The sequence below is a fragment of the Bradyrhizobium sp. YR681 genome, assembly GCF_000282615.1.
Lineage (GTDB): Bacteria > Pseudomonadota > Alphaproteobacteria > Rhizobiales > Xanthobacteraceae > Bradyrhizobium.
The window spans coordinates 1-2,654 of record NZ_AKIY01000317.1 but is presented as its reverse complement, the minus strand read 5'-3'; the positions used below and the strand labels follow the sequence as shown (position 1 = coordinate 2,654).

The 2,654-nt window shown below is 69.1% G+C and carries 1 protein-coding gene; it reads left to right on the top strand.

Annotated features, from left to right (window positions below; genetic code table 11):
• Window positions 1-71 precede the first annotated feature (71 nt).
• The gene (hrpB, locus tag PMI42_RS33895) at window positions 72-2,546 is read left to right on the top strand and encodes an ATP-dependent helicase HrpB (RefSeq protein ID WP_008143597.1); all 2,475 of its coding nucleotides are present in this window, start codon (window positions 72-74) and stop codon (window positions 2,544-2,546) included.
• The last annotated feature ends 108 nt before the right edge of the window (window positions 2,547-2,654 follow it).

Genomic DNA, 2,654 nt, shown 5'->3' with positions numbered 1-2,654 from the left:
ATCCACGTCTGTTTTCTAGTCCCATGACGTGGATGCCCGGGACAAGCCCGGGCATGACGAACGGATAGACATTGCCCCGCAACTTCGACACGCCCCTCCCGATCGATGCCGTGCTCGACGACCTCTCGCGCACGCTGGAGGCGCATAACGCTGCCGTGCTGGTTGCCCCTCCCGGCGCCGGCAAGACCACGCGCGTGCCGCTGGCGCTGCTCGATGCGCCCTGGGCCAAGGGCAAGAAGATCATCGTGCTGGAGCCGCGCCGCATCGCCGCGCGCGCCAGTGCCGACCGCATGGCAAAATCGCTCGGCGAGCGCGCCGGCGAAACCGTGGGCTATCGCGTCCGCTTCGGCTCGAAGATTTCGCGCGCGACCCGCATCGAGGTCGTGACCGAAGGCATTTTTACACGCCAGATCCTCGACGATCCCGAGCTCTCCGGCATCGCCGCCATCCTGTTCGACGAATTTCACGAGCGCTCGCTCGACGCCGACATGGGCCTGGCGTTGGCGCGCGACGCGCAAACCGGCCTGCGCGAGGATCTCCGCATCCTCGTGATGTCGGCCACGCTCGACGGCGCCCGCGTCGGAAAACTGCTCGGCGATGCCCCCGTCGTCGAAAGCGAGGGCCGGGCCTTTCCGGTCGAGACGCGCTATCTCGGCCGCAAGGCCGATGCGCCGATCGAGCGGCAGATGGCGGATGCGATCGCGTCTGCCCTCCGCGCCGACAGCGGCTCGGTGCTGGCGTTCCTGCCGGGCGCCGCCGAAATCCGGCGAACCCAGAATTTCCTCGGCGAACGCGTGCAGGATGCCGGCATCGAGATCGTGCCGCTGTTCGGCGCGCTCGATGCCGCCGTGCAGGATCGCGCCATCTCGCCCGCCCCCAGGGGCATGCGCAAGGTCGTGCTCGCGACCTCGATTGCGGAGACTTCGCTCACCATCGAAGGCGTGCGCATCGTGGTCGATTCCGGTCTCGCCCGCGTGCCGCGCTACGAGCCTGATATCGGCCTCACCCGGCTCGAGACCGTGCGCGCCGCGCGTGCCGCAGTGGACCAGCGCCGCGGCCGCGCCGGCCGCACCGAGCCTGGAATCTGCTACCGGCTCTGGGACGAGCCGCAGACCGCTTCGCTCGCGCCCTACACCCAGCCGGAAATCCTCAGCGCCGACCTGTCGTCGCTGGTGCTCGATCTCGCGCAATGGGGCGTCGCCGATCCCGCCGCGCTGTCGTTCCTCGATCCGCCGCCCGCACCGGCCTGGAAAGAAGCCAAAAGTCTCCTCACCGAGCTTAACGCGCTCGATGCCGACGGCCGCATCACCGCGGAGGGAAGGAGCCTGCGCGCCCTGGCACTGCCGCCGCGGCTGGCGCGCATGATCGTGGATTCGCACCGTGCCGGCGAGGGCGAAGCCGCCGCGGAGATTGCCGCCATCCTCACCGAACGCGGGCTTGGCGGCGACAGCGCCGATCTCGAGCATCGCCGCGATCAGTTTCGCCGCGACCGCTCGCCGCGTGCCGCGAGCGCGCGCGATCTGGCGCGGCGCTGGGCCTCGCAGGTGGCAGCCTCGGAGAAGGCGGGCGAGCCGGATGATCTCTCCACCGGCCTGATGCTCGCCTACGCCTTTCCGGACCGCGTCGCGCGCAATCGCGGCAATGGCAGCTTCGTGCTCGCCAATGGCCGGGGCGCCGCCGTCGAGCAGACATCGTCGCTGGCACGAGCGCCCTATATCGCGATCGGCGAGATGACGGGGACGGCCGCAAGTGGACGCATCCTGCTTGCGGCGCAAATCACCCAGGACGAGATCGAGCGGCACTTTGCCGAGCATATCGAGGCCGTCGACGAGATCTCCTTCGATCGCGGGGCGATGGCGCTCCGTGCGCGGCGCAAGCGCGCGCTGCACGCGATCACCCTGTCGGAGGCCACACTGGGCGTCTCTCCCTCGGAGGAGACCGCACGCATCTTTGCGGATGGGCTGATCGCAGCCGGCCTTGATCGGCTGCCCTGGTCGAAGGCCGCCAAACAATGGCGCGATCGCGTGATGTTCTTGCGCAAGGCCGAGGGCGACAGCTGGCCTGATCTCACGGACGATGGATTGATCGCGCGGCGGGACGATTGGCTGGTGCCTGCGCTCTACGACAAGATCGCGCTGAAGGATATCTCTCCCGGCGATCTCTCCGATGCACTGATGGCGTTGCTGCCCTGGGAGATGCGCGCGCGGCTCGACCGCGAGGCGCCGACGCATTTCGAGGCGCCGACCGGCACCGTGCTTGCGATCGATTACGAGGCCGAGCAGGGGCCGACCATCGCGGTGCGGCTGCAGGAATTGTTCGGCCTCAACATCCATCCCTCGATCGCCGCCGGCAAGGTGCCGCTGGTGCTGGAATTGCTGTCACCGGCGCAGCGCCCGGTGCAGGTGACGCGCGATCTCCCAGGCTTCTGGCGCGGCAGTTACGCCGCCGTGCGCTCCGACCTGCGCGGCCGCTACCCGCGTCACCCCTGGCCGGAGGATCCGGCGAGCGCGCTGCCGACGCGGCGCGTGAAGCCGCGCGGGACGTGAAGTGCAGGTTGATCCTCATGGTGAGGAGCGCGGAACGCGCGTCTCGAACCATGCAGACCCGCCATCCTTCGAGACGCCCGCTTCGCGGGCTCCTCAGCGACTGTGTTC